The organism is Pseudomonas sp. SST3, from assembly GCF_003325755.1.
Map to the genome: position 1 here is coordinate 120,352 of NZ_QORI02000012.1, position 26,463 is coordinate 146,814.

At 61.1% G+C, this 26,463-nt stretch carries 25 protein-coding genes and 1 pseudogene; 15 read left to right on the forward strand and 11 right to left on the reverse strand.

The features are described from left to right. Positions 1-57 precede the first annotated feature (57 nt). Complete coding sequence (locus DQ405_RS28100) at positions 58-183, forward strand: PA1414 family protein (RefSeq protein ID WP_274597418.1); 126 nt, start codon at positions 58-60, stop codon at positions 181-183. A 27-nt stretch (positions 184-210) separates the two neighbouring features. On the opposite strand, the gene DQ405_RS14295 is transcribed toward DQ405_RS28100, so the two are convergent. Continuing rightward, on the reverse strand, positions 211-882 hold the full coding sequence (locus DQ405_RS14295) for a glutathione S-transferase family protein (protein ID WP_168424829.1): 672 nt from the start codon (positions 880-882) through the stop codon (positions 211-213). Positions 883-979: 97 nt separating this feature from the next. Between DQ405_RS14295 and DQ405_RS14300 the strand changes: the two genes are divergently transcribed. Next, positions 980-1,576: a tRNA-uridine aminocarboxypropyltransferase gene (locus DQ405_RS14300; protein ID WP_168424830.1), complete on the forward strand. Its 597-nt coding sequence runs from the start codon at positions 980-982 to the stop codon at positions 1,574-1,576. A gap of 17 nt (positions 1,577-1,593) precedes the next feature. Here the strand turns inward: DQ405_RS14300 and DQ405_RS14305 are convergent, their stop codons facing one another. Beyond that, entirely contained in the window at positions 1,594-1,995 is a 402-nt protein-coding gene (locus DQ405_RS14305; RefSeq protein WP_168424831.1) for a YbaN family protein, read from the reverse strand. A gap of 15 nt (positions 1,996-2,010) precedes the next feature. Beyond that, positions 2,011-2,598, reverse strand: coding sequence for a UPF0149 family protein (locus DQ405_RS14310; protein ID WP_168424832.1), 588 nt, complete (start codon positions 2,596-2,598; stop codon positions 2,011-2,013). Between the two features lie 246 nt (positions 2,599-2,844). Here DQ405_RS14310 and recQ point away from each other — a divergent pair, with 246 nt between their 5' ends. Both recQ and DQ405_RS14320 read left to right on the forward strand, forming a co-directional pair. Beyond that, positions 2,845-4,968, forward strand: coding sequence for a DNA helicase RecQ (gene recQ / locus DQ405_RS14315; RefSeq protein WP_168424833.1), 2,124 nt, complete (start codon positions 2,845-2,847; stop codon positions 4,966-4,968). Between the two features lie 177 nt (positions 4,969-5,145). Then, the gene (locus DQ405_RS14320; protein ID WP_168424834.1) at positions 5,146-5,577 is read left to right on the forward strand and encodes a MarR family transcriptional regulator; all 432 of its coding nucleotides are present in this window, start codon (positions 5,146-5,148) and stop codon (positions 5,575-5,577) included. Positions 5,578-5,615: 38 nt separating this feature from the next. On the opposite strand, the gene DQ405_RS14325 is transcribed toward DQ405_RS14320, so the two are convergent. Continuing rightward, positions 5,616-7,796 (reverse strand): patatin-like phospholipase family protein, encoded by a 2,181-nt coding sequence (locus DQ405_RS14325; protein ID WP_168424835.1) that lies wholly within the window; start codon positions 7,794-7,796, stop codon positions 5,616-5,618. A gap of 69 nt (positions 7,797-7,865) precedes the next feature. Here DQ405_RS14325 and DQ405_RS14330 point away from each other — a divergent pair, with 69 nt between their 5' ends. Then, entirely contained in the window at positions 7,866-8,147 is a 282-nt protein-coding gene (locus tag DQ405_RS14330) for a SelT/SelW/SelH family protein (RefSeq protein WP_168424836.1), read from the forward strand. Positions 8,148-8,294: 147 nt separating this feature from the next. Next, positions 8,295-8,655, forward strand: a pseudogene (locus DQ405_RS14335) (fumarylacetoacetate hydrolase); the annotation flags it as partial. A gap of 48 nt (positions 8,656-8,703) precedes the next feature. Here DQ405_RS14335 and DQ405_RS14340 read toward each other — a convergent pair. Beyond that, entirely contained in the window at positions 8,704-9,660 is a 957-nt protein-coding gene (locus tag DQ405_RS14340) for a LysR family transcriptional regulator (RefSeq protein WP_168424837.1), read from the reverse strand. A 121-nt stretch (positions 9,661-9,781) separates the two neighbouring features. Between DQ405_RS14340 and araD1 the strand changes: the two genes are divergently transcribed. Next, positions 9,782-10,777 (forward strand): AraD1 family protein, encoded by a 996-nt coding sequence (araD1, locus tag DQ405_RS14345; RefSeq protein WP_168424838.1) that lies wholly within the window; start codon positions 9,782-9,784, stop codon positions 10,775-10,777. Positions 10,778-10,921: 144 nt separating this feature from the next. Continuing rightward, positions 10,922-12,502 carry an aldehyde dehydrogenase (NADP(+)) gene (locus DQ405_RS14350; RefSeq protein WP_168424839.1) on the forward strand — a complete coding sequence of 527 codons (1,581 nt, stop codon included), beginning with the start codon at positions 10,922-10,924 and terminating at the stop codon, positions 12,500-12,502. A gap of 542 nt (positions 12,503-13,044) precedes the next feature. Here the strand turns inward: DQ405_RS14350 and DQ405_RS14355 are convergent. Continuing rightward, positions 13,045-14,007 (reverse strand): LysR substrate-binding domain-containing protein, encoded by a 963-nt coding sequence (locus DQ405_RS14355; RefSeq protein WP_174824676.1) that lies wholly within the window; start codon positions 14,005-14,007, stop codon positions 13,045-13,047. A 162-nt stretch (positions 14,008-14,169) separates the two neighbouring features. Between DQ405_RS14355 and DQ405_RS14360 the strand changes: the two genes are divergently transcribed. The 4 genes from DQ405_RS14360 (at position 14,170) to DQ405_RS14375 (ending at position 18,933) form a co-directional block, all read left to right on the forward strand. Further along, positions 14,170-15,189: a TRAP transporter substrate-binding protein gene (locus DQ405_RS14360; RefSeq protein WP_168424840.1), complete on the forward strand. Its 1,020-nt coding sequence runs from the start codon at positions 14,170-14,172 to the stop codon at positions 15,187-15,189. 75 nt (positions 15,190-15,264) lie between these two features. Continuing rightward, positions 15,265-15,837 (forward strand): TRAP transporter small permease subunit, encoded by a 573-nt coding sequence (locus tag DQ405_RS14365; protein ID WP_342030420.1) that lies wholly within the window; start codon positions 15,265-15,267, stop codon positions 15,835-15,837. Then, the gene (locus tag DQ405_RS14370; RefSeq protein WP_168424841.1) at positions 15,834-17,135 is read left to right on the forward strand and encodes a TRAP transporter large permease; all 1,302 of its coding nucleotides are present in this window, start codon (positions 15,834-15,836) and stop codon (positions 17,133-17,135) included. The genes DQ405_RS14365 and DQ405_RS14370 overlap by 4 nt, the downstream gene beginning before the upstream one ends. A 61-nt stretch (positions 17,136-17,196) precedes the next feature. Continuing rightward, positions 17,197-18,933 carry an IlvD/Edd family dehydratase gene (locus DQ405_RS14375; RefSeq protein WP_168424842.1) on the forward strand — a complete coding sequence of 579 codons (1,737 nt, stop codon included), beginning with the start codon at positions 17,197-17,199 and terminating at the stop codon, positions 18,931-18,933. 50 nt (positions 18,934-18,983) lie between these two features. Here DQ405_RS14375 and DQ405_RS14380 read toward each other — a convergent pair whose 3' ends face one another. The 4 genes from DQ405_RS14380 to DQ405_RS14395 form a co-directional block, all read right to left on the reverse strand. Next, positions 18,984-19,886, reverse strand: a complete 903-nt coding sequence (locus tag DQ405_RS14380) for a DMT family transporter (RefSeq protein ID WP_168424843.1) — start codon at positions 19,884-19,886, stop codon at positions 18,984-18,986. Between the two features lie 77 nt (positions 19,887-19,963). Further along, the gene (locus DQ405_RS14385) at positions 19,964-20,731 is read right to left on the reverse strand and encodes a helix-turn-helix transcriptional regulator (protein ID WP_168424844.1); all 768 of its coding nucleotides are present in this window, start codon (positions 20,729-20,731) and stop codon (positions 19,964-19,966) included. Between the two features lie 77 nt (positions 20,732-20,808). Then, entirely contained in the window at positions 20,809-22,197 is a 1,389-nt protein-coding gene (locus tag DQ405_RS14390; RefSeq protein ID WP_168424845.1) for an adenylate/guanylate cyclase domain-containing protein, read from the reverse strand. Between the two features lie 174 nt (positions 22,198-22,371). Next, the gene (locus tag DQ405_RS14395) at positions 22,372-22,689 is read right to left on the reverse strand and encodes an Mpo1-like protein (RefSeq protein ID WP_168424846.1); all 318 of its coding nucleotides are present in this window, start codon (positions 22,687-22,689) and stop codon (positions 22,372-22,374) included. 264 nt (positions 22,690-22,953) lie between these two features. Between DQ405_RS14395 and DQ405_RS14400 the strand changes: the two genes are divergently transcribed. Together DQ405_RS14400 and DQ405_RS14405 are read left to right on the forward strand one after the other, a co-directional pair. After that, entirely contained in the window at positions 22,954-23,883 is a 930-nt protein-coding gene (locus DQ405_RS14400; RefSeq protein WP_168424847.1) for a DUF808 domain-containing protein, read from the forward strand. Positions 23,884-23,956: 73 nt separating this feature from the next. Then, positions 23,957-24,403 carry a nucleoside deaminase gene (locus tag DQ405_RS14405; protein ID WP_168424848.1) on the forward strand — a complete coding sequence of 149 codons (447 nt, stop codon included), beginning with the start codon at positions 23,957-23,959 and terminating at the stop codon, positions 24,401-24,403. Here the strand turns inward: DQ405_RS14405 and DQ405_RS14410 are convergent. Beyond that, positions 24,397-25,848: a TrkH family potassium uptake protein gene (locus DQ405_RS14410; RefSeq protein ID WP_168424849.1), complete on the reverse strand. Its 1,452-nt coding sequence runs from the start codon at positions 25,846-25,848 to the stop codon at positions 24,397-24,399. The genes DQ405_RS14405 and DQ405_RS14410 overlap by 7 nt on opposite strands. A 188-nt stretch (positions 25,849-26,036) precedes the next feature. Here DQ405_RS14410 and DQ405_RS14415 point away from each other — a divergent pair, with 188 nt between their 5' ends. Then, positions 26,037-26,408 (forward strand): YkgJ family cysteine cluster protein, encoded by a 372-nt coding sequence (locus DQ405_RS14415; RefSeq protein WP_168424850.1) that lies wholly within the window; start codon positions 26,037-26,039, stop codon positions 26,406-26,408. The last annotated feature ends 55 nt before the right edge of the window (positions 26,409-26,463 follow it).

Here is a 26,463-nt window from a genome sequence, read left to right on the forward strand (position 1 = left end):
TGCTGACTACGAAGCCCATGGCTCCACCAAGACCCGTTACAAGCAGGAGGGTTCATCATGAAAGCGTGGCTCAGCAGTGTGTACTGGAATCTGGCAGTGGCGCTTGGCTTCATCGATCCGCCTCGGCTGCAACCGATTCCGGTCCGCGCCCAGCGAAGCGATTCAGCGACGCCAAGACGCTGAATCGTTGAGACGCCGGGCCCTGATTGCTCAGTGCCCGGGCATTACCGGACCACCCCGTTCTACGGCTCGCTGATAAGCGGGGCGGTCACGTATCCGGTGTAAAAACGCGTTCAGCCTCGGGCGGCTGACATCAAGTCCGGCGCGGGCTTTGGCAGCTTCCAGCGGGAAGCTCATCTGAATATCCGCAACAGTGAATTCTTCCCCTGCGAACCATTGGCTTCTCTCCAGTTCGCCCTCCATATAATCCAGATGGAGCTTTAGCTGCGGGCCGATAAAGGCCTTGTCGGCGCCTTTGGCGATAGCTCGGGCCACCGGCCGTATGACAATTGGCATAGGCCCGTTGGCAATGCGATCGAATACCAGCTTGAGCAGTAGTGGAGGCATCGCCGAACCCTCGGCGTAGTGCATCCAGTAACGAAAGCGAAGATTTTCCGGCGAGTCTGCAGGTGGGGCCAATCGCCCCTGGCCATAGCGCTCGACGAGGTATTCGAGGATGACCGCCGACTCGGCTAGCGTCAGCTCGCCGTCCGTGATGACCGGCGACTTACCCAAGGGATGCACCTTCTTCAATTCGGCCGGAGCCAGCATGGTCTGCGGGTCCCTGGCGTAGCGCTTGATTTCATAAGGCAGCTGCAATTCTTCCAGCAGCCAGAGCACGCGCTGCGAGCGGGAATTATCCAGATGGTGCAGGGTAATCATCGGTGGAGCCTCTCGGTGTCGACAGTCGCGACTAGCTTAGTCGACCGTTGTACTCCTGCCGGATATGGCAGACTTCGCTCTCTGTCCAGGAGAAACCATGCCCCGTCCGCAATGCTCGCGTTGTCAGCGTCCTCTGAGTCACTGTCTCTGCGCCTCGATCCCATCGCTTGTCAGCAGAACCAACGTTCTGATTCTGCAACACCCGAGCGAAGCCGGACATGCGCTGAATACGGCGCGGCTCGCAGCGCTTGGTTTGGTCAATGCCGAACTGCGAATCGGAGAGATATTCGATGGGCTGCCGCTCAATGATGGCGTTGAAAACTATCTGCTGTTTCCAGACGAGCATGCCGTGCCACTTGCAGAATTGGCGCAAGAATCGAAGCCGTTACGGCTGATCGTTCCGGATGGAACCTGGCGCAAGGCCCGCAAGCTGCTGCATCTCAATCATCTGCTGGCCGACCTGCCTCGGGTGGCGCTTCCAGAGGGGCTGACATCGCGTTACCGGTTGCGCAAGGCTCCGATGCCTGGTGCGTTGTCCACGCTTGAAGCGATAGTGGCTGCGTTGAACACGCTGGAAGGCGCGGGGCGATACGACGCATTGCTAAGACCCTTCGAGGTCATGATCAACGCTCAGATCGAGGCCATGGGCGACGAGGTTTTTCAGCGCAATCACGGCGGTGGCCACGAATGCTGAGTGTACAAAGTAGTGAATTAGCGCGGCGGAAGGGTTTTTAGGCGAAGGATGTACAAGGTCACCAGAGTCGCGGTGAACAGCATGGCGATGCGGGCCCAGAGCAAGGGCACCAGCCAGCAGGACAGGCTGATGCTCAGCCACATCGTCACGATTGCATAGACCTTGCCCTTGAGCGGGACGCCATTGCCTTCCAGATAATCTCGGAACCACGGGCCAAGCCGTGGATGCGTCACCAGCCAGTCGTAGAAACGCTGTGAGCTGCGCACGAAGCAGGCGGCGGCGAGCAGAAGGAAGGGCGTGGTGGGCAGAATCGGCAGGAAGATGCCGATGACGCCGAGCGCGACGCTTAGCCAGCCGACCACCAGCAGCGCATAACGCACTACCGGATTGCGATACGTCGGGATATCGCGGTGGGCCAAGAGAGAATCCGTGTGTCAGTGCTTGCGCGGTTTGAGAAGCGCCGGCTTCTCTTCGGGTGCGTGACAGATCAGATACAGCGCAGTGAGGATTTCCGGAATCTGCGCAACCATTTCGTCAACCAGGTCGCGGTCTGCTGCGATGTCGCTGAACTCCGGTTGCTCATCGAACAACCCGGAACCGACCATAATCGGCAACAGAAGCTCGCTGACCTCTTCTTCGGAATCCTCGAACCACACCGATTCGCGCATGAACACGCCTTCCATGAATCCAATACACCAGCCGCGCATATCGGATTCATCCGGCTCGTCACCCAGGTCCAAGTCACATGGTAGCTCCATGTCTTCGTCGCTGGCCAACTGGCGGGCGATGTGCGCCTTGAGCTGGATCAGCGTGGCCTCGATCGCTTCGCGTTCGGTGTCGTCGGCGTATTTGGGCGGCTCGGCGAACAGCGCGTCGATCCACTCACGCTCGGGTACCTGCTCCGAACAAATGCACAACGCGGTCAGGTAGCCGTGCGCGGCGATGTAATCCAGCGCCTCTTCGTGCAGATCATCTGCATCCAGAAACACTTGCAGGCGGGCGAGTTGCTCGGCGAATGACATCGATGACTACCTTGGATAGAAGACAGCGGTGATTCTAGACGAGCTGGGAGTCCCCGGCTACCGCGCGCTCGAACGCTGCGGTGACTGTGTCAGTTTTTCAGCCCGTTCGTCTTCGACAGATAGAAAAATCCGTACGGAGTTCCGCGGTAATGACGCTGGCCGTCCGGCTATCGCGTCGTCGCAGTGTTCCGCCTGAACCCGGCGCTCGGGTCGCGTATACTCGCGCGTCTTGTTTCGGAGACCGGCATGCTCGATCAGGCACAGCGCATTCTAAAAGACGTTTTCGGCTATGACGCATTCCGCGGTAACCAAGGTGCGGTCATCCAGCGCGTAGCCGGCGGCGGCGACGCGCTGGTTCTGATGCCCACGGGTGGCGGCAAGTCGCTCTGCTATCAGGTACCAGCATTGCTGCGTGATGGGCTGGCTGTCGTGGTGTCGCCGCTGATTGCGCTGATGGATGATCAGGTGGCCACGCTCGAGGAGCTTGGCGTTGCGGCGGCTGCGCTCAATTCGACACTGACGGCCGAACAGCAGCGCGACATTGCCGATCGTCTGCGGCGCAACGAAATAAAGATGCTCTATCTCGCGCCTGAACGGCTGGTTCAGCCGCGCATGCTGGCTTTTCTGGAGCGCCTGCAGATCGGTCTGTTTGCCATCGATGAGGCCCATTGCGTCTCGCAGTGGGGGCATGATTTCCGTCCCGAGTATCTACAGCTCGGGCAGCTTGCCGAGTTTTTCCCCAGCGTCCCGCGCATCGCGCTTACCGCCACGGCTGACAAGCGGACGCGCGAAGAGATCGTCCAGCGGCTGCATCTGGAGAGCGCCGAACGTTTCCTTTCCAGTTTCGATCGTCCCAACATTTTCTATCGCATCGTGCCAAAGGAGCAGCCGCGTAAGCAGTTGATGGCGTTCCTGGCTGAGCGTCGCGGTGATGCCGGCATTATCTATTGCATGTCGCGCAAGAAGGTCGATGACATCGCTGCTTTCCTGACCGAGCAGGGTTTTCCGGCGCTGCCCTACCACGCGGGGCTGCCGAATGATCTGCGGGCTTTTCATCAAAAGCGCTTCTTGAACGAAGAAGGCCTGATCATGGTGGCGACCATCGCCTTCGGCATGGGCATCGACAAGCCCAACGTGCGTTTCGTCACCCACCTGGACTTGCCCAAGTCGCTGGAAGCCTATTACCAGGAAACCGGACGCGCGGGTCGCGATGGTCTGCCCGCCGATGCCTGGATGGCGTACGGCCTGCAGGACGTCATCTTCCTCAAACAGATGCTTAACAACTCTGAAGGTGACGAGCGGCACAAGCGGATCGAGCAGCATAAGCTCGACGCCATGCTCTCGCTGTGCGAGGAAACCCGCTGCCGTCGCCAGGTTCTGCTGGCCTATTTCGACGAGCAGATGCCGGAGCCTTGCGGCCATTGCGACAACTGTGTCGACGGGGTACAGACCTGGGATGCTACCGAACCGGCGCGCCAGGCGCTGTCGGCCATCTACCGCAGCGGACAGCGCTACGGCGTAGGTCATCTGGTCGATATTCTGCTGGGCCGCGACAACGAGAAAGTTCGCAGTCTCGGGCATCAGCATCTGTCGGTGTTCGGCGTTGGCAAAGCGTTATCGGAGGGGGAGTGGCGCTCGCTTTATCGCCAGTTGGTTGCCCGCGGTTTGGCGGATGTCGATCTGGAGGGTTTCGGAGGGCTGCGGCTCAGCGATAGCTGCCGAGCCTTACTGCGCGGCGAGGTGACCTTGGAGCTGCGCCGCGAGCTGGCTACCAAAGCGCCGAAATCAGCCGTCAGCGCCGCGAGTCAGCTGGTGCGTAGCGAGGAGCGTGAAACCTGGGAGGCGTTGCGCATGCTGCGCCGTAAACTGGCTGAAGAACATGGCGTACCGCCCTATGTGATTTTCCCGGACGCAACCCTGTTGGAAATGCTCCGCAGCCAGCCGGGTTCCCTTAGCGATATGGCGCGCATCAGCGGCGTCGGTGCGCGCAAGCTGGAACGCTACGGCCAGGCGTTCCTGGAAGTTCTGCAAGGCAGGGTGACTGTCGCCAGGTCGCCTGCCGATATTCGCCACGAGCTGATCACACTGGCTCGCGCCGGCATGACGCCGGCGCAGATCGCGCGTCAGCTCGATTGCAGCGAGAAGAATGTGTACGCCATGCTCGCCGAAGCGATTGGGCAGCAGCAGCTCAGCCTGGAACAGGCCCTGGATCTGCCAGAGCAACTGCTTGGAGAGATTCAGGAAGCCTTCCTCGATGGTGAAGGCGAGCTACCGCCCGTTGCGGCAATCTCCGAGCACTTTGCCGGACGTGTTCCCGAAGCCGTTCTGTTCTGTGTCCGGGCATCGCTGCAAGCCGAATTCGAGCTCTGAACCGCGCTTCACGTCTTGTCCCTCGGCGGGCGGCGTTTACTTACGCTCGCCCTTGCTATGCACCCGGAGCGGGGTGGTGCAATTCTCGGTTACGTTCTTGCGCCGATAGTAGCCTTGCCAGCATTCTGGAGCTGTGATTAGCTCGCTAATAATTAGTAATTGCGGGAAAACCTTTCCATGTACCCAGACCAACACCGCTTCGCCATGCAGTTGGCGCAACTTTCGCGTGGCTGGCGCGCCGAGCTGGATCGTCGGCTCGCAGATCTCGGCTTATCGCAGGCTCGGTGGTTGGTTCTGCTGCATCTGGCCCGATTCGACCATGACCCGACCCAGCGCGAGTTGGCACAAAGCGTAGCGGTCGAGGGGCCGACGCTCGCAAGGCTGCTGGATGGCCTCGAGGCCCAAGGCTTGGTGCACCGCAAGCCGGCTCCCGGAGATCGACGGGCCAAGCTCATCACCCTGGGCACACCGGCCCGCCCACTGATCCAGAAAATCGAGGCGATCTCCACCCAGGTTCGGGAGGAGCTGTTCGCCGGGATCGCTGAAGAGGATCTACGCAAGTGCCAACAGGTGCATGAGCGCATTCTTGCCAATCTGGTTAAACGATAGCCAGCGGCGCGCCTGCGCCATGAAGCCACGACAGCTGCTTAGAAGCTGCGCCCAAGGTTCATGTACAGCGCACGTTCGGATTCATCGTTCAGGCCATAACTGAAGTTCAGAGGGCCAAGCGGCGTTTCATAGCCGACGAAGATGCTGCCGGCATTGATGTAGCCACTGTCGAACTCGTTGTCGTTGTTCCAGGCACGACCGCGTTCCAGCGATGCCCCCAGGTACAGCGGAAAATCCAGCGGCAGAAACGAGCGCGGCGTCATCCGGCGGAAATAGATCATGCGCGCCAGGCTGACGTTTTGACCAGAAAGGGCGTCTTGGCGAAAGCCCGAAAGCTGCCGCGCGCCGCCAAGCAGAAAGCTTGAAGAGATGATTTCCGCATCATCCAGGGTGCGTCCGTAACGCCCCCCAACGACCAGTGTATTCAGGCCAAAGCTGAAGGCTTTGTCCAGATTGAATTCCCATTGCCGATAGCGTTGATCGGAACCAAGGCTGGGGTCGTATTGGCGCAGGTTAAGCCCGATATTCTCGCCTTCATGAGGGAAGTCGACATTGTCCACCGTGTCGAACGAGTACTGCAGCTGGTAGTACCCTTCTTCAAAGGTGAAATCTGGAAGTTGCTGGTCGCCGACGCGTACATCCGCTTCGCCCCACGCCTGGCCCACGCCGAAGCGAATTTCGCCGTTATTGGCAATCTGGCGGCCGATATTAAGCCCGTAGCCGTAGCGCTGAAGACGGTATTCGGCAATTGGGTCGTTATCCAGGATCGCCTCGACATTCTGCGTCTCGGCGAACAAATTAGGCGCGACGAACCAACGCGAGCCGGCATCCAGCGGTTGGTAGAACTCGCTGAACAGCTCCTGGCGATCGCCTACCTGCAGGCGCGTCAGCCACTCGGCGCCCAACGCGTTGATGCCGTTCTTGCGATAGCTGGCACCGATGTTGAATGCGCTGTCGCCGCGAAAATCATCCGAGAGGTTGATGCCCAGGCGCAGGTAGTCGGTGCCGGAGCGCTTTTCACGGGTCGTGATGACCAGCGTATTGCCTGAGTCGCCATGCACGACGCGGTATTCGACCTGTTCGAAGTAGTCCAGTCCGTACAGCGTACCCATGTCTTTCTGCAGGTCCTGAAGGTCCAGCCGCTTGCCTGGCTGCTGGCGGATATGCCGGCGAATCACGGCGTCACCGACTTTCGAGTCATTCTCGATCCGCACAGCGGTAATCAGCGGCGTGCGGGGCTCGGCCGAGCGGGCAAGGCTCAGCGCAAGGCTGCCGCCGCTCTCGCTGCGCATGGCGTTCAGCCGAGCGTCCAACGCGGTGGCCGCACGATATCCGGCGTCGATAAGCGCTTCCGTGCGACCGAAATCGGTCGAACCGAACCCCGCCAGCATCGGTTGCACCAGCAGGTCTTCCGGGCGGAGTGTCGCCAGCTGCGCTTCGGAGTTACGTCGGGTCATCATGGTGATCGATTGGTTGAGCACATCGACAACAGTGAGCAGTTGCTCACGAGGCTGCAGTGGCGTGCCGATGTCCACCACGATCAGCCGATCCACGCCCATGTCGCGGGCGACATCCATGGGAATGTTGTCGACCATGCCGCCGTCGACGAGCAGACGGCCTTCGATTTCGACCGGGGCGAACACCGCGGGGATCGACATGCTGGCGCGAATGGCCTGAGGCAGATGGCCGCTGCGGAAGATAACTTTCTTGTCGTTGGCGATATCGGTTGCCACAGCGCGAAAGGGTATCGGCAAGCGATCGAAATCACGGGTGTCGCTGGTGTGCACGAGCAGGCGTTCGAGCAGTAGGGCAAGGTTCTGCCCTTGGATGACACCCAAAGGCAGCCCTAGGCTGCCATCGTCGCGGAAGCTGAGCTTGCGCTTGACCAGGAAATCGCGGTCGTCCTGTTTTCGCCGAAAAGGCACATCCTGTCGTGGCGGATCGTCCGACAGGACTTGTTGCCAGTCGAGACCGAGTGCCAGCTTTTCCAGCTCCTCGACGCTATAGCCTGCCGCGTAGAGTCCGCCGATCACCGCACCCATGCTGGTGCCGGCAATCGCGTCGATTCGCACGCCGTGCTCCTCCAGTGCTTTCAAGACGCCAATATGCGCCAATCCTCTTGCAGCGCCTCCGGAAAGCACCAGACCGGTGCGGGGCTGAGAATCGGCGAATCCTGTCAGCGGCATCAGGAGGATCAGCAGAAAGAGTAGGCGGGACATGGCAACACCGGCGGAGGATCGCGAAATGGCGGCTATTATAGGCGTCCGTCAGCCCACGAGCGCCCTGTCATGGCCGATAGCAAACCGGAAATCGTCATTACCTACTGCACTCAGTGTCAGTGGCTGCTGCGTGCGGCCTGGCTGGCTCAGGAACTGTTGTCCACTTTCGCCGAGGACTTGGGCAAGGTCTCGTTGGTCCCGGCCAGTGGCGGTACATTCCATATTGCCTGTGACGGCGTGCAGATATGGGAGCGCAAGCGCGACGGTGGCTTTCCGGACGCCAAGGAGCTGAAACAGCGCGTGCGCGACCAGATCGATCCGCAACGGGATCTCGGGCATAACGACAGATAGATCAGACAATAGGGGTGTTCCGGCCGGCCGGCAGCTAGCGGTGCTGTGCTTTCACGGGCGAGAATCTTGTAGTCGACGATCGAAACTTCCCGCGGCTTCGGCATGCCCGCACGCTGCGCGGCCGCGCTGGCCAGCAGCATGTTTCCTTCCTGCGCCATCGGGCCCTTCATCCGGCTATTCGATGCAAGCTTCGCCATCGACGATGTGCGCCGCAGCGTGGTGGAGCTGCGGGTCGAGGGGGAGGACGGCTACGTACTCAACGGCAGCAGTTCGATGGACCAGATCAGTCGTGACCCGCTGGATCTGGTAGCCCAGGCGATCAATCGCAATCACCAGTATCCCGATGGGTTCCTTACTCTTTCTCGGCACCTTGTTCGCACCTACCGAGGACCGCGATACGGCGGGTTCCGGCTTCACCCACAAGCTAGGCGACCGGGTCAGCATACGCAGCGCTCAGCTGGGCGCTCTGCACAACCGGGTCAATCACAGCGACTCGGTGCCGCCGTAAGAATTCGGCATGCTGGCTCTGTTTAAACCTCGCAGTGCGCGGCCTGCTTTAGCCCGCGCACGGCTCGGCTGCCGCCGCCGAGCCGCTTTCATCCTGCAATTCCTCGAGCAATAGCCGCGCCGCAGGGGACAGGCTGCTCCCGTGCCGGGCAATGACGCCGTAGGGCTCGCTGCGTGAGTGCAGCGCCAGCGGCAATCGACGGATCATGCCAAAGCGTTCGCTGAAGCGGGCCACCGACAGCGGCATGACGGCGACCAGCTCGGGGTCTTCCTGCAGCAGACTGAGGGTAGTGAAGGTGGAAGCGGTTTCGACCGGGTAACGCGGAAATTCCAAGCCGGCTTCGCTGAACTCGCGTTCGAGCAACTGACGCATCGGCATGTTAGCCGGGTAGATGACCCAGCGATAACCGCTCAGATCAGCCAACTTCAGCGGCGCGGCGCCGGCCATTGGGTGGTCTGGATGGGCGGCCACGGCCAGCTGCTCCTCGTGCAGGGTCAGGCAGTCATAGGCGTCCGGACGCCGGCTGACGCTGCTCCGGCAGATCGCCAGATCCAGCCGGCCCTCATCGAGCAGGCCGAGCAGGCGCGCGCTGGTGTCCTCGACGATTTCAACCGATAGCTCCGGCTGCTTGCGCCGCAGTCGGCCCAGCGCACGCATCAAGAGGGGCACGGCACCCATGATTACGCCCACCGAGAGGCGCCCACCATGCCCTTGCAGGATGCCGACCATCTCTTCGCGCAGGTGCGCCAGATCGCTGTGGATCAGCCGCGCATAACGAATCACGCAGCGCCCCAGATCGTTGGGTTGCAACCCCTGGCTGCTGCGCGTGAACAGCTCGGCGGCAAAGGTCGATTCGATTTCATGCAGCGCCTTGGTGGCGCCGGGTTGGCTGATCGATACCTGCTCGGCGGCACGGTGCAGCGAGCCCTGTTCATCGAGCGCGATGAGAAGGCGCAGCTGTTTGAGGCGCAGGCGGGAAACGATGGAGGGCAGGGCAGCGATCATGGGGATGACTGGAAGTTATCACTCAATCAGAAGCTTTCATTAGGCACCACCCACGGTGGTTTTTAAAGTGATTGCAGCACATGCCCGCGATTGCGCGGCCCTTACAAGAAGAGGAAACCTCATGCGGTTGATTCAATTTGAAAACGAACAGGGCGAGCGTCAGGTCGGCGTGGTGGGCGGCGAGCGTATCGAGGTATTGCGCGGCGTGAGCAGTACCCGCGAGCTGGCACTGGCTGCAATTCGTAACGGTCATAGCCTGGCGGCACAGATCGACGCGCAAGGCTGGGACGCCGGTTCGTCGTATCGCCAACTGCTGGACGCCGGCCGTGTGCTGCCGCCGCTGGACCATGAGGACCCTGCTCATTGCCTGGTCAGCGGTACCGGCCTGACTCACCTGGGTAGCGCTTCGACCCGAGACAAGATGCATCAGCAGGTCGAGCAGGGCGAGGAAAAGCTCACCGACTCGATGCAGATGTTCCGTTGGGGCATGCAGGGTGGCAAGCCACAACCGGGAACCGTCGGCGCGCAGCCCGAGTGGTTCTACAAGGGCGATGGCAGCATCGTGGTTCGCCCCGGGGCGGATTTCGAGGCGCCTGATTTCGCCGAAGACTTCGGTGAAGAGCCTGAGCTGACCGGTCTCTACGTCGTGGGCGACGACGGCCAGCCATACCGGCTCGGTTTCGCCCTGGGCAACGAATTCTCCGATCATGTGACCGAACGCAAGAACTACCTGTATCTAGCCCACTCCAAACTCAGGTTCTGTTCATTCGGGCCGGAGCTGCTCATTGGCGAGTTGCCCGCAAACCTGGCAGGCGTTAGCCGAATCCGCAGGGCCGGACAGCTACTTTGGGAAAAGGAGTTTCTGTCCGGCGAAGAGAACATGTGCCATAGCTTGGAAAATCTTGAGTACCATCATTTCAAGTATTCGCAGTTCCTCCGTCCCGGCGACGTGCATGTGCATTTTTTCGGGACGGCGACGCTGTCGTTCGCTGACGGTATCAAGGCGCAGCCGGGCGACCAGTTCGAGATCAGTCTCGATGCGTTCGGTGAACCCTTGCGCAACGGCATCTCCATCCGGCAGCCCGGCATCGAGGCTGGAGGGGTAAAAGCGCTCTGATTCGCAACTCAAAGAGCGATACTGTCGTACGTGACGAGCCGCTGGCCTTGTCATCAAGGGCGGCGGTGCATTCGTTAACGGGCCGTCGGTCATCTCCGCTTGCCATGCGGAGCCCCCCGAACCTACAGGTAGAGGAGAGATTCCATGTCCGCCATTCTCGGCCACAACTACATAGCAGGTACGCGCAGCGCCGCCGGCACTCAAAAGCTGCAGAGCCATGACGCCAACAGCGGCCAGGCGCTGCCATTCGAATTCGTACAGGCTACCCAAGACGAAGTGAACGCCGCGGCCGAAGCTGCTGCCGCTGCCTACCCAACCTACCGTGTCCTTCCGGCCGAAAAGCGCGCCGAGTTCCTCGACGCCATTGCTGATGAGCTCGACGCGCTGGGTGATGACTTCGTCGCACTGGTCTGCCAGGAGACCGCACTACCGGCCGGGCGCATCCAGGGTGAGCGCGGACGTACCAGCGGTCAGATGCGGCTGTTCGCCAAAGTGCTGCGCCGCGGCGATTTCTACGGCGCGCGTATCGATCGCGCCTTGCCGGAGCGCAAGCCGTTGCCGCGGCCCGGTCTGCGCCAATGCCGGATGGGCCTGGGCCCGGTCGCGGTGTTCGGTGCCAGTAACTTTCCGCTGGCATTCTCCACTGCCGGCGGCGATACCGCCTCGGCGCTGGCCGCCGGCTGCCCAGTGGTGTTCAAAGCGCACAGCGGGCATATGGCAACGGCCGAGCAGGTCGCCGATGCGATCCTGCGTGCCGCTGAGAAAACCGGCATGCCCAAGGGCGTGTTCAACATGATCTACGGCGGCGGTGTCGGCGAGTGGCTGGTCAAGCATCCGGCGATCCAGGCGGTCGGCTTCACCGGCTCGCTACGCGGTGGACGTGCGCTATGCGATATGGCGGCGGCGCGCCCGCAGCCCATTCCGGTCTTCGCCGAGATGTCCAGCATCAATCCGGTATTGGTACTGCCCGAAGCACTGAAAGCGCGCGGTGACGCCATTGCCAATGAGCTGACGGCCTCTGTGGTGCTGGGCTGTGGCCAGTTCTGCACCAATCCGGGCATGGTCATCGGTATTCGTTCGCCAGAGTTTTCCGACTTCCTCGAGCGACTCACAGGTTTCATGTCCGAGCAGCCGGCGCAAACCATGCTCAACGCCGGAACACTGACGAGCTATGCCAAAGGCCTGGAGCATCTGCAGGCGCATCCGGGTATCACCCATCTGGCCGGTGCCGCGCAGGACGGCAATCAGGCGCGACCACAGCTGTTCAAGGCCGATGCGCAATTGCTCATCGACGGTGATGAGTTATTGCAGGAGGAGGTCTTCGGGCCCACCACGATCGTTGTCGAGGTCGCCGACAAAGCGGAATTGCTGCGCGCGCTACATGGCTTGCGTGGGCAGCTCACTGCTACCTTGATTGCCGATGAGGCGGACCTCAGCGCTTTCACCGATCTCACTCCGGTGCTGGAGCAGAAGGCCGGACGCTTGTTGCTCAACGGCTATCCGACCGGCGTTGAGGTTTGCGACTCGATGGTTCACGGCGGGCCGTACCCGGCGACCTCCGATCCGCGAGGCACTTCGGTGGGTACCTTGGCGATCGACCGCTTCGTGCGACCGGTTTGCTATCAGAACTTCCCCGAGGCACTGCTGCCGGAGGCGCTGAAGAACGCCAACCCGCTGGGCATCAACCGCCTCGTGGATGGCGAGATGACACGGAACGCGATCTAGCGCTACCTGACGGGCCGTTTTTCTGCCCGTCAGGTCAATCAATCAACACGCGGGGCGCGATACCCGTGGCGTCCTCTCTCCCCGCCGGGGCTTACCCGGCGGGGATTTTTTGCAATTGAACCGGTGACAATCTGCGATGAAGCGCGTGGTCTGCCTTAGCGGTGACCATTTCGCGGGGCCATCTCGCTTGATGGCGATCCACAACCAAGCCGATTACCAGCGGAGCTTATCAACGCTCGTTCAATCGATGCACTCGAAGCTACCGCTAACGAGCTCTGTGCGTTGAATGCTCAGGTAGAGATTCGCACCGTTCCGAGCGACATCACTTCAGCAGGAAGTGCGAACAGCAGGGCTGGCGGCACGCCCACAGGTGGATATCCTGATCAATAATGCGAGTGGTCCGCCGCCCGGCGATTTTCGCCAGTGGAGCCGCGAGACCTGGTTGGCGGTGGTGGATGCGAACATGCTGACTCCGATCGAACTCATCAAAAGCTGCGTCGATGAATGGCCGCGGGGTCTATTAAGGGCGGCGGGTAGGTCCGTCAGCCCAAGCCCAGTCGTAGCTGACGCGCCGTGTCACGGAGCAGTTCCAGCACGCTGTTGGCTGCAGGGGAGAGTAGTCGTTGGTCTTTGGTAATGATGCCGAAGGCCATCAGGCCCTGGTTCAGATCGCGGTCGATGTCGGCGTCGACCTCGATCTCGCCGAGCATGCCATAGCGTGCGTAATGCGCCAGGACGTCGCGCGGCAGCACAGTAAGCATGTCGTTCTTTTCCGCTAACGTCGTCACCATCAGCAGGTTCTCCGCATTTACGACCTTCCTCGGCGGGCGCATGCCGACGCGCTGAAACAGCGCATCGAACTCCTGACGCAACACGCTTCCGGCCGGCGGTAGCACCCAGTCCGCGGCGTTCAATTCGGCGCGCGACAGAAGGCCTTCGACCAGCCCGGCGCGCGCGCAGATCTTCAGCGGCTCTTTGGCCAGTGGCTCGAAATGCAGGTCCTCCTGCTGACTGCCGGCATAAAACCGCGCCACCAGAAAATCCAGCTCCCCATCGTCCAGGATCGCCAACAAGTCCCGGCTCGAGCCCGTACGAATGGTCACCTCCAGGCCCGGGAAGCGCTGCTTCGCGCGGCGGACGGTCTCCGGCAGGAGTTCCGCACAAGGCGTCAGGATGGTGCCGATGCGCACATGTCCCTGTTGCCCAAGACGCAATGCGTCGACCTCGCTGTATGCGCTGTCCAGCGTGTTCAGCAGGCGCCTGGCGTGACGAATCATCGCTTCGCCATACAGCGTCGGGACGACGCCGCGCGCGTGGCGTTCGAACAGTTCGACACCGAGTCCGTCTTCCAGCTCCTTGAGCAACTTCGAAATCGCCGGCTGGGAAATACCCAGTCCTATGGCGGCGCGATTGAGATTTCCGGTGTCGCCGAGCGCGGCCAACAGCGGGATGTGGCGGTTCTTCAGGCGCGCTCGGACAAACCAGTTGCTGTTGATCGGCTTCATTCAGCTATATCCATTCGAGTATCGGTGAGGCTGAAATATATATTTGTTGATGATGTCTTGTCTCTTTACGCTCTGGATTAACGAAGGGGTGTTGCCGGCGGCTGGTAGCCGCCGGCACCTCGATCGAGACCGTGCCTTATAACAATAATCGGAGAGGCAACTATGCAATCGAACATCAAACGTTTCGGGTTGGGCCTCGCGGCGACCCTGGTCCTCATGTCCGGCAGTGCGTTCGCCCAGCAGGAATGGAAGTTCCAGATCAACGTCAACGCTGGTGACGACGAATACCGCATCGCCCAGCAATGGGCGAAAAGCGTCGGCGAAAAAACCGACGGCGAGATCACCATCGAAGTCCTGCCGACCGGCACCATCGTCGGCAACAACGAGACATTGGATGCCGTCGGCGCGGGCATCATTCAGGGCCACATTACCGACCCCGGTTATTTCTCTGGCAAGAATCCAGCCTTCGCGGTTTACGGCAACATGGTCGGCGCTTGGGGCGGCCCGGCGCCGTTTCTCGACTACATGCGCAACGCCGGCGGGGAAGCCGGTTACAACCGCCTGGTCGAGCCGTACAACGTTCACCTCATCCGCGCCGGCGCCGTGGGTGCCGAATCCTTGATAAGCAAGCGCAAGATCGAGACGCTCGACGACCTGAAAGGCCTCAAGGTCCGGGCGCCGGAAGGCATGGTGTCGAACATCTTCAAGCTGGCCGGAGCCGCGCCGGTGAATCTGCCGACCTCGGAGGTGTATACGGGGCTTGAGAAAGGCGTAATCGACGCGGCCGATTACACGGTGTTCTCAACCAACTACCAGCAGGGCTATCACAAGTACGCGCCGTTCGCCGTCTATCCCGGCTTTCACTCAATGCCGATGAAAGACATTTCGGTCAACAAGGCGCTGTGGGACGAGCTATCTCCCGAGCAGCAGAAAATTCTCGAAGACTCGGTCGATGCGTTCACCGAACAGCTAGTCAGCGACCTGCAGAAAAAGGACGAAGAGCAAGTGGCGCTTGCCAAGCAGAAAGGCGACGTGACCCTGGCCTCGCTGCCCGAGGAAGAGCTGAAGAAATTCCGTCAGTCCGCTCGGGACGAGTGGTCGCACTGGCGTGATCGCAGCCCTCAGGCCAAGGAGGCGGTTGATTCGATCCAGGCCTATCTGCAGGACAAGGGCATGCTTTGAGCCGCGCCCCGCGGTTCCTCTCTTCGCTGACGGACGGCTCCCTGGCTTCGGCCGGGTAGTCCGAGGAGTTTCGCTGTGAAAAACCCTCAACCTTCATCTGACGATCACCTCGACGCCTGCGCGCCCGAGCCCGGCCACGGGCTGCTCGATCGTGGCATTCGGCGTGCTGGCCAGCTGATCGCCTGGCTGGTGTTCATCGCCATGCTGGTCAGCGTGTTCGAAGTCATCATGCGCTACGGATTCGGCGCACCCACCGACTGGGCGCATGAGACCACCACTTTTTTGGTCGCCAGCATCTTTGCCTTGGGTGGACCCTATGCGCTGGCAACCAACCGGCATATCCAGATTCGTATCCTGCTCGATCGCCTTTCGCCGCGTAAGAGGAGTTGGCTGGAATTGCTGAACCTGTTGCTGGGCATCCTGTTCTGCCTGGCCATCGGCTATGCCGCCTGGGTGCTGGCCTACAACGCGACGCATGCACCCGACGGCAGCTGGCGCCTTGAAACCTCCGGTTCGTCGTGGAACCAGCCGCTGCCGGCCTTCACCAAGATCGTCATTCTCGCGTCTATTGCGCTGATGTGCGTGCAGCAGGTGGTACGGATCGCGACTCATCGTCGTGCACGTCATGATTCGGATGCCGCGCAATGAGCATCGAGATCGCAACCTACCTGATGATCTTCGCGATCTTCGCTTTGTTGGTGTTGGGCCTACCACTGGCCTTCGTCACCGGCCTGGTGGCCGCCGGCTTCACCCTTGGCTGGTTTGGACCTGTGGCGGTGCCGTTGGTGGCGAGCCGGATGTTCGGCTTTATCACCGAATACTCGTTGGTGGCCGTACCGATGTTCGTCTTCATGGCGGGCTTGCTGGACCGATCGGGTCTGGCGCGGGATCTGTTCAATTCCATGCGCTTTTTCGCCGGTCGGCTGCCGGGCGGGGTCGCGGTACAGACCATCGTCGTGGCGTTCTTTCTCGCTGCGATTTCGGGAATCATCGGTGGCGAAATCGTCCTGCTCGGCGTGCTGGCCCTGCCGCAGATGCTTCGCCTGGGCTACGACAAGCGCATCGCCATAGGCGTGGTCTGCGCGGGTGGCTCGCTGGGCACCATGGTGCCGCCGTCGATCGTGCTGATCATCTACGGGCTGATCGCCAGCGTCTCCATTGCCGACCTGTTCAAGGCGGCGATTATGCCCGCGGCGCTGTTGATGGGCAGCTACATGCTCTACGTGGTGGTGATGTGCATGCGGTATCCGCATATGGGTGGTGCGCATCTGGAGAAGGACATCAATCAGCCACAACTTACGTTGGCCGAAGCCTTCAAGGGCATGTTCTTCCCGATCGCCATCGCCGGGTTGGTGCTCGGCAGCATCTACGGCGGTATCGCCTCGGTCACCGAGGCCGCGGCCATGGGCGCGCTGGGTGTGTTGCTGGCCGTGCTGGTGCGCGGCGAATTCAGCGTCAAGCTGCTTCAGGAAAGCCTGACCCAGACGCTGGAAACCTGCGGAATGATTGTCTGGATCGGTATCGGTGCGGCCTGTCTGGTCGGGGTCTACAACCTGATGGGCGGCAACCGCTTCGTCTCATCCGCGATTACCGGGCTGGAGGTGGCGCCCTTCGTCATCGTGCTGGTGATGATGCTGATCTTCCTGCTGCTGGGCATGTTTCTGGACTGGATCGGCATCGCCATGCTCTGCCTGCCGATCTTCGTGCCCATAGTCGTCGAGCTCGGCTACGACCCGGTGTGGTTCGGCATTTTGTTCGCGGTGAGCATGCAGGTGTCCTACATCTCGCCACCCTTCGGGCCGGCCGCCTTCTATCTCAAGAGCGTGGCACCGCCAGATATCACCCTGACCGACATCTATCGCTCGATGGTGCCCTTCATCGTTATTCAGATCGCTGTGCTCGGCCTACTCCTTTACGTCCCGGCAATCTCGACCTGGCTGCTCTAACCAACCCGAACGTTAAATCTGGCGGGCCCTGTGGCCCATCGACGAAAAACAGGTGCATGCAATGACTGAAAAACGCCCCCTGCGCTCCGCTCAATGGTTCGGTACGACCGACAAGAACGGCTTCATGTACCGCAGCTGGATGAAGAACCAGGGCATCCCCGACCATGAGTTTCAGGGCAAGCCAATCATTGGTATTTGCAACACCTGGTCAGAGCTGACGCCCTGCAATGCGCACTTTCGCAAGATAGCCGAGCACGTGAAGAAAGGCGTGCTGGAAGCAGGCGGCTTTCCCGTCGAATTCCCGGTGTTCTCCAATGGTGAGTCGAACCTCAGGCCAACCGCCATGCTCACGCGCAATCTCGCCAGCATGGATGTGGAGGAGTCGATTCGCGGTAACCCCATCGATGCGGTGGTACTGCTCACCGGCTGTGACAAAACCACGCCAGCGCTGCTCATGGGCGCCGCGAGCTGCGACGTGCCAACGATTGTGGTGACCGGCGGGCCGATGCTGAACGGCAAGCACAACGGCCGCGACATCGGCGCCGGGACCATCGTTTGGCAGATGCACGAGGCGTACAAGGGCGGGCTGATCAGCCTCGACGAGTTCCTTTCGGCCGAAGCTGGTATGTCGCGCTCGGCCGGCACCTGCAACACCATGGGCACGGCCTCGACCATGGCCTGCATGGCCGAAGCGCTGGGTACCTCGTTGCCGCACAACGCGGCGATTCCCGCGGTGGATTCGCGCCGCTACGTGCTGGCGCATCTGTCCGGCATGCGCATCGTCGATATGGTCGAGGAAGACCTGCGGCTGTCGAAGGTGCTGACCAAAGCGGCATTTGAAAACGCCATTCGCGTTAACGCCGCGATCGGTGGATCGACCAATGCGGTGATCCATCTCAAGGCGATCGCCGGGCGCATCGGCGTGGAGCTCGACCTGGACGACTGGACGCGCATCGGCCGGGGCATGCCCACCATCGTCGACCTGCAGCCCTCGGGACGCTTTCTGATGGAAGAGTTCTACTACGCCGGCGGCCTCCCGGCGGTGATTCGTCGGCTGGGGGAAAACCAGCTGTTGCCCAATCCCGATGCGCTGACCGTCAACGGCAAGTCGCTGTGGGACAACTGCGCCCAAGCGCCGATCTATGGGCAGGACGAAGTCATCCGTGCATTGGACAATCCACTGCGCGAGGACGGCGGTATCTGCGTGTTGCGCGGCAACCTGGCACCCAGCGGGGCAGTGCTTAAACCTTCCGCGGCGACACCTGAGCTGATGAAGCACCGGGGGCGCGCGGTGGTGTTCGAGGACTTCGACGACTACAAGGCGCGCATCGCCGATCCGGAGCTGGACGTCGATGAAACCTGCGTGTTGGTGATGAAGAATTGCGGGCCCAAGGGTTATCCCGGCATGGCCGAGGTCGGCAACATGGGGCTGCCGCCGAAGGTACTGGCGAAGGGGATCACCGACATGGTGCGAATCTCCGATGCGCGGATGAGCGGGACTGCCTACGGCACCGTGGTGTTGCACGTCGCCCCTGAAGCAGCCGCTGGTGGACCGCTGGCAGTGGTGCGTAACGGCGACTTCATCGAACTGGATTGCCTGGCGGGTCGCCTGCATCTGGACGTTCCCGATGCAGAGTTGAAAGAGCGGTTGGCTGCCTGGCAAGCGCCGCAGGGCTTGTTGTGGGACGGCGGTTATCGGCGCCTGTTCGTCGATCACGTTCTACAGGCCGATGAAGGCTGCGATTTCGACTTCCTCGTCGGTTGTCGGGGTGCGGACGTACCCCGTCATTCCCACTGAGACGCTACCACTGCTCGGAGACTGAGCGGAGGCGTCGCCGGTGGTGCCAACTAACGAGGCGCTTCGGGCACTTCCGCCAGCGGTGTAGCGGCGTTCGGCGTGGCCTGTGTCTTCAGGCGGCTGGCGATCACCGTGGCAAGGATGATCAGTGTGCCGCCCATCAGCATGCGCAGGGTGGGTTGCTCGTTGAACAGCCACCACGCGAAGGCGATGCCGTAGACCGGCTCGAGGGCGAAGATCACCGCGGTTGTTCGGGCCTTCAGTACCTTGAGGCTCGCTACGAACAGGCTGTGCGCCAGGCCCGTGCAGAACACGCCGAGCAATACCAGCCATAGCCAATCCAGCGCCGGTACTGCTGGCAACGAACGCCAAGTGAACGGCAGCAGGCAGAGCAGGATCGTGCCGTTCTGCCAGAGAGCGGCTTGTACCGGATCGACGCCGCGTGTAACGGCGCGGTTGAGCAGTGATAGCAGCGCAAACATCAGCCCCGACAGAACGCCATAGAGCAGACCCACCGTGCTTTGATTGGCGAGGTCGAAATGCGGCGTGACCAGTAGGAGGCCCGCGCACACCAACCCCACCATTGCGAACTCGACAGGGCGGGTTCGTTCGCGGAACAGCAGACCTTCAAACAGCACAGTGAAGGCCGGGAAACTGGCGAAGCCCAATGTGGCAATGCCGACGCCGGCGACTTTCACCGCCATGAAGAAGGTGAGCCAATGCCCGCCCAACAGCAGGCCGCCAAACAACAGGCCGCCGCGCTGACGCCAGCTGGGCCGGCTGCCGCCTGTACGCAGGAAATGCGCCGCGAGTACCAGCGCGGCGACGGCAAACAGTGCGCGGCCGAAGGTGATGAGTAGCGGCGGGCTTTCGGCCAACTTGCCGAACACGCCGGAGAGGCCAAACATCAGCGCGCCAAAGTGGATCGCCAGTAGCGCGTTGCGATGGGTCATGGGGCCTCACGATAGATGCGTTTGAGACTGTCAGCTGGCGTTCATGGTAGAGCGCCAGGGGCGCCCCGTCTGTCGCGTCAACGTTGTGATTTGTCGAGCGCCTCGCGCCGGATTGCGCGCGGCGTCGTGCCGTACTGACGGTTGAGGGCGGCGGTGAAAGCGCTTTGCGAGGCGTACCCGACGCGCGCGGCGATTTCGCCGACCGCTAGCGGGGTGCTGATCAGCAGCTGTCTGCCCTGTTGCAGACGGCGTAAGCGGATGAACTCCTGGGGAGTCAGGCCCGTTTCGCTGACGAAGCGCGCATGGAAGCGCGGCACGGAAAGGCCGGCCAGCCGTGCGAGGTCACTGACTTCAAGCGGATGCGCCAAATGCCGATCGACGTGGGCGTAGAGGCCGGCCAGCGGGAGCGGATGCTGCCGGCCGGCCGGCTCGCAGCCCGACGCAAGACTGGCCAATAGTAGCGTGGCGCCTTGCTCATTGATGATCGGGTCGTTAATCGGGCTGGCTGAAAGCCAGTTGACGAGCTGGCTCTGGGTGGGACTCAGGCGCAGCGCTGCGGGCCGCTCCAGCAAGCGCTGCGCAGGGTCGGCATGGTGTCCGAGACGCTGCTGCAGCCAACCGTGATCAGGTATATCCACGACCAGACACAAGCTGCCATCGACGCTACCGCAGGCATGGTGCGCATCGCTGGGGACTACCGCCAGGAGCTGTTGCTGGATGCGGCTGCCGTGGCCGTCGATCTCGAAGTCTAGCTGCCCGCGCAGGCCGAACACCAATTGCGTGTGTTGGTGACTATGGATGATCTGGTCGTGGCTGTAGTGGCGCAGCGACAGGATGGGCGACATGGGTGATTCTCGACTTTGAGCTAGTGCCGGTAGCCTAGGCTGTGATTGCTGTGGACCGTTGCCGGCATCCGGCGGTGCTACATGATGACCTTGTCACGAAGTTTGTCGGCAGCTTGGTTGAGGGCCTGGATAACTCGCTCCTTGTCGAAGTTCTGCACGCCGTTGGTGTCCAGGTACATCGAGAATCCCGGCAATTCATGTTCGACAAAGCTGCTGGTCGCACCCAGATCGCGGCGGAAATCCACTACCTGATAGATCTGCACCGGCCGCGAGAAGCCCTTGACGCTGATCTGGCCCTTGTCGCGGCACATGATCACGTCTTTGACCAGCGAGTAGGTCTCGTGGGAAATCAGGATCTCCCCGGCTTCGGCGGAACTCTCCAGTCGGCTGGCGAGGTTCACTTCGCGGCCGATGATGGTGTAATCCATGCGGGTATCGGCACCGAAGTTGCCGACTGTGCAGTAGCCGGTGTTGATCCCCATGCGGATTTCCATCGGCTTCGTGATGCCTTGCGCGCGCCATTGCTGGCGCAGCACCTTCATGTGTTTGCGCATGGCGATGGCCATCGATACCGCGGCCACCGCATCCTTTTTGGCACCTTGGCTGGCGGGGTCGCCGAAGAAAACCATTACGCAATCGCCAACAAACTTGTCGATGGTTCCGCCGTACTTGAGGGTGATCTTCGACATCTCGTTGAGGTAGGTGTTGAGCAGATCGGTCAGGGCTTCGGCTTCCAGCTCCTCTGAGAGTTCGGTGAAGCCCTTGATGTCGGAAAAGAACACCGTGAGTTTCTTGCGCTGGGTTTCCAAGCGTACGCTGCGTTTGCCGGAGAAGATCGACTCCCACACCTGGGGCGACAGGTATTTGGCCAGATTCCTTGCCAGCCGTGCCGCCTTGGCTTGTTGGGCCTCGACCTCGCTGCGAGCCTGCGCCAGCCGTATCCCTTGCTGATGGACGTAGTAGGCCGTGACGCACACATACAGCATGGTGAAGAGAATGCTGACGGCGGATACCAGGACCGGGGTAGAGTCGTCGAAGCGCAAAGGCACCAGCAAGCTGGTCAGCCCGACGCCGATCGTGACCATCAACACGGTCATCAGGAAATGGCGCAGGCTGCCGATGACCAGCGCACTGAAGCCGAGGGTCAGAAGGAACATCAGGCTTGGCACCAGGGCGCAGCCGAGCAGCACGATTCCCGCTCCCGCATTCAAGGCGTCGAGGCACAGCAGTGTTTGCGAAGTTTGCTCGGGGTATCGGCGCTTGAAGCGATAGCTCAGGTGATAGGCGAAATGTGGATAGAGGAGGGTGTAGGGCACCATCCACAACAGGTGGATTGCGAATTGTTGGGTATAGACACCAGCGGCGAGTGTGGCGGCGCAGGTCAGATAGGCGAAAACCCGGGCGTAATACTCGCGTAGGGGGCGCGTCGCGAGGCCGTTACGCCGTTCACCGGTCACGGTTGACATTATGATTGCTATCCCTGAAAGGTTCCGGCGCTCTGGCATGCGCCGTTGGAGGCAACAGCGCATCGACCGGCGCTGGCCCGGGGATCATAACCAAGTCGCCACCATTGCGCCAAACCGCCCGTCCAATCCGTGACGGGCCGCGGCTACCAACCGGGTATGGTCGGCCCTGGTGATTCAGAAGCGGATCTTTCCGGTAAGCATGTCCTTGAGCATCACCCAGTCGCCGAGAAAGCTGTAGAGCGGGTATTGGAACGTCGCCGGCCGATTCTTCTCGAAAATGAAATGCCCGATCCAGGCGAACCCGTAGCCAGCCAACGGCATCGCTAGCAGCCATAACCACTGCTGGCTGATCAGCGCGTAGGCGAGTATGGCCAATACGAGGAAGCTGCCTATGTAGTGCAGTCGACGGCAGGTGGGGTTGCTGTGCTCGGCCAGATAGAACGGGTAGAACTCGGCAAAGCGGGTAAAGCGTTCGGCGGTTTGCGTGCTCATGCCACACCTCCTGTCATTGTGGTCAGCGCAGTCTAGAGTCGCTGGTATTTTTTGGCCACTGGCCAGGATACCTGGCCTGGCCGCGTTGCAAGCTCACGGCTAGAACCCACAGGTGACATCATGCTGGCTTGCGAGGCGTGCCGGCCCCGGTGTTGCCGTGCCGGAACTTGTTTCGCAGCCGGAGGGCCTTAATTTCCATATCCTCTTTCTTGCGGCGTGCTGAAATGCCGTTCCCGTGAATACATCACCAAAGGACACCCAGCTTTGGCCAGTAGCCTGCTCGCCCTGATTGACGATATCGCGACGATTCTGGATGACGTTTCGGTCATGACCAAAATCGCCGCGAAGAAAACCGCCGGAGTGCTGGGTGACGATTTAGCGCTCAACGCCCAACAGGTCACCGGCGTCAAAGCCGACCGGGAGTTGCCCGTCGTCTGGGCCGTGGCTAAAGGGTCGATGCGCAACAAGTTGATCCTGGTACCGGCTGCGCTGTTGATCAGCGCATTCATCCCATGGGCGATAACGCCTTTGCTGATGCTCGGTGGGGCGTTCCTGTGTTTCGAAGGCTTCGAAAAGCTTGCGCACCGCTTCCTGCACCGGGACGACGACCATCACGCGCAGCAACTGAAGGCGCTGGCCGATCCCAGTGTCGACATGGTCGCCTTCGAGCGAGACAAAATCAGTGGCGCGGTGCGCACCGATTTCATCCTCTCGGCCGAAATCATCGCCATTACCCTTGGCACCGTGGCCGCTGCAACTTTCACCGAGCAAGTGGCGGTGCTCGCGGGCATTGCGATCATCATGACGGTAGGCGTGTACGGGCTGGTCGCTGGGATCGTGAAGCTGGACGATGCCGGTCTAGCACTGAGCAAAAGCAGCAGTGGTGCCGTGCAAGCGATCGGGCGGGGCATCCTTACGGTTGCGCCGTGGCTGATGAAATCGCTGTCGGTGATCGGTACTGCGGCCATGTTCATGGTCGGTGGGGGCATCCTCACCCACGGTATCCAGGCGATTCACCATTTCATCGAGAACAGCGCAGAGAATACGGTTGCGCTGCCTTATGTCGGCTCGGTATTGGCTGGGTTGCTGCCGACGATCCTGGACGCGGCATTCGGCATCCTGGTCGGTGGCCTGGTATTCGCTGCGGTGACACTGGGCGGGCGGCTGTTCAAGGGCAAGGCCGACGCGACCTGAAACCGAAGCTTTGGCTTGCACATGGTCGTGCGGGCCAAGCAAACCATCTTCTGAATATCACAGGAGCAAAGGGATGGATGCATTCATGCAAGCGGCAATCGCCGAAGCGAAGAAGGGCCTGGCGGAAGGTGGCATTCCGATCGGCTCGGTGATCGTCCATCGTGGACAGATCATCGGCCGCGGGCACAACCGGCGCGTGCAGCAGGGCAGTGCCGTGCTGCACGGGGAGATGGATGCCTTCGAAAATGCCGGCCGACAACCAGCCAATGTCTATGCCGAGTCGGTTCTTTACACCACGTTATCGCCCTGCTCGATGTGCAGCGGGGCCATCCTGCTCTACGGAATTCCCCGGGTGGTGATCGGCGAGAATCAGACCTTTATGGGCGAGGAGCTATTGTTGCGCGGTCGCGGCGTTGAGGTCGAAGTGCTACAGGACGCCAGCTGCGTAGAGATGATGCGCAGCTTCATCGCCAATAGTCCCGAACTATGGAACGAGGATATCGGGGAGACGAGTCAGTGACGCCAGAATGACGGTGTCAGCAACACCAGCACGGTGATGATCTCCAGGCGGCCAAGCAGCATGCCGACGGACAGCAGCCACTTTGCGGCATCCGGGAGGGTCGAGAAGTTGCCCGCCGGGCCGATAATCGGACCCAGGCCAGGACCCACGTTGCAGACCGCCGAAGCCGCTCCCGTGAGCGCGGTGATCGGGTCCAGCCCAAGCAGCGCCAAACAGAGCGCCAACACCCCGATGGTCATGGTGATGAAGAAAGAGAAAGTCAGAATCGAACGGACGATTTCTTCATCGAGGTTGTGCCCGTTGTACTGCTGACGGATTACCGCGCGCGGGTGAACAAGCTGCTTGAGGTTCGAGCGCAACAGGGCATAGGCGACCTGAAAGCGGAACATCTTCAAGCCGCCGGATGTCGAGCCGGAGCACCCGCCTAGGAACGTCAGATAGAAAAACACCATTACGGCAAATCCACCCCACTGGGTGTAATCGTTCACTGCAAAGCCCGTCGTGGTGATCACGGATACCACGCTGAACGTCACGATACGCAGCGAGTCGAGTAGGTTGTCGTCATGGTTGAGCCAGTACCAGCCGCTGAACAAAAGGCTGGTAATGGTCAGCATCAGCAGGAAGCCACGCACCTGCTGGTCGCCGAGCAATGCGTTGCGATTTCCGCGTGCCGTGGCGACATACAGTGTGAATGGCAAACTACCCAGGATCATGAAGAAGATCGCTACCCAATGCGATGCGGGGCTGAACTTGCCGAGCGAAGCATCCGATGTCGAATAGCCTCCCGTCGCCACGGTCGACATCGCATGGTTGATGGCGTCGAAGCCGCTCATCCCCGACAGCCAGAATGCGATGAAGGCTGCCAGCGTGAATGTCAGGTAGATCGCAATCAGATACTTGCCGGCCATGTGCGAGCGCGGCATGACTTTCTCTGACCAGTCCGATGACTCGGTCTGGAACAGCCGCATGCCGCCGACCCGCAGCAGCGGGAGAATCGCCACCGCCATGCCAATGAATCCAATACCGCCAAGCCAGTGCAGCAGCGACCGCCACATCAACAGGCCGGGCGACGCGCTATCCAGCCCTGAAAGCACCGTCGCGCCAGTCGTAGTGATACCGGACATGGTTTCGAAGAATGCGTCGGTATAGCTGATGTGCTGAATGAGCATCAGCGGCAAGGCAGCGAAGCAGCAGACAGTCACCCAGCTGACGGTGGTCAGAAAATACATGTCGCGCGGGCGCAGATGGGTGTTGGCCGGTCGCCCTGGCGCGACCAGGGCAAAGCCGCAGCCGAATGTAATAAGGCTCGCCCAAAGGAATGCCTGGAGATCGTCGGTGCGATCAAAGGCAAACAACGTGATCATCGGAATGACCATGCTGACTGCCAGGGTGATCAGGAAAATGCCGAGAATGAAACCGATAATACGCAGGGTCGGCAAGGCCATTGGTGATTGCTGCTCGGCTCGAAAATGAGCCCGCCATTCTACGCCAGTCGCAGCGGCAGTAAACCGGCGATCGGCCTGCTGAAAAATCTTTTGCAGCACCCTCTGCGGGCCTCTTCCCAAGTTCGTGGCGATGGATAGAATAGCCGCCCGGCGCCGGCCCTTTGCCGGTTTCTCGGTGTTCACCTTCCATGTCGATCGACAACCCATGCCTCACGTGCGGCGCCTGCTGCGCGTATTTTCGTGTGTCTTTCTTTTGGGGCGAATGCGCCTCATCCGGCGGTACTGTTCCCGATAGCGCCACCGTGCAGGTCAACCCATTCCACGTGGCGATGCTCGGGACGGAATCCAAACCTGCACGATGCGTCGGTTTGATGGGCGATGTGGGGTGCGGTGTGCGCTGCACGATGTATGAGCAGCGCTCAAGCACGTGCCGCGAATTCGAGGCGTCCTGGGCTGATGGTCAGCACAACGCTCACTGCGATGCGGCCCGGGCAGCCCATGGCCTGCCTCCGCTGACACCACCACTGGCGCCACAAGTGGCACCTGACCGGGTGGCCTGACCGTCTCCGCCGGCAGAGTCTTACCATTGCCACCGCGCAAAGAACGTATCGGGGC